Annotated in this window: 1 protein-coding gene; it reads right to left on the bottom strand. The window is 68.5% G+C overall.

The window, feature by feature from the left end:
* Nucleotides 1-550: ATP-binding protein (locus tag AC1DYK_RS35555; RefSeq protein WP_478170546.1), on the bottom strand; the 550-nt coding region annotated here is incomplete at both ends.

Genomic DNA, 550 nt, shown 5'->3' with positions numbered 1-550 from the left:
GCGCGGACCAGTCGCTGACCAGGCCCGGGCTGGGGGCGAAGCCGCGGTCTGCGTCCTCGGCGTTGATCCGGCACTCGATGGAGTGCCCCTGCAGGACGATGTCGTCCTGAGTGAACGAAAGCGGCAGGCCCGAGGCGACGCGAATCTGCTCGGCCACCAGATCACGTCCGCTGATCATCTCGGTCACCGGGTGCTCGACCTGGATGCGCGTGTTCATCTCGAGGAAGTAGAACTCCCCGTCCCGGTCGTCGACGACGAACTCGACCGTGCCCGCGCCGACGTAGTCGACGTTCTCGGCCAGTCGGACCGCGGCCTGCCCCATGGCCCGGCGGGCCCGTGCCCCGAGCACCGGCGAGGGCGCCTCCTCGATCAGCTTCTGGTGGCGTCGCTGCGTCGAGCACTCGCGCTCGCCCAGGTGCACCACGTTCCCGAACTGGTCGCCCATCACCTGGATCTCGATGTGACGCGCCTGTTCGATGAACTTCTCGATGTATAGGGTCGGGTCGCCGAACGCGGACTGGGCCTCCGTGGACGCGGCCCGGAACGCCTC

This window comes from Variovorax sp. P2_H12, assembly GCF_056403395.1.
Note: the sequence above shows the minus strand (reverse complement) of the source record. Positions and strands in the feature narration are given on the sequence as shown.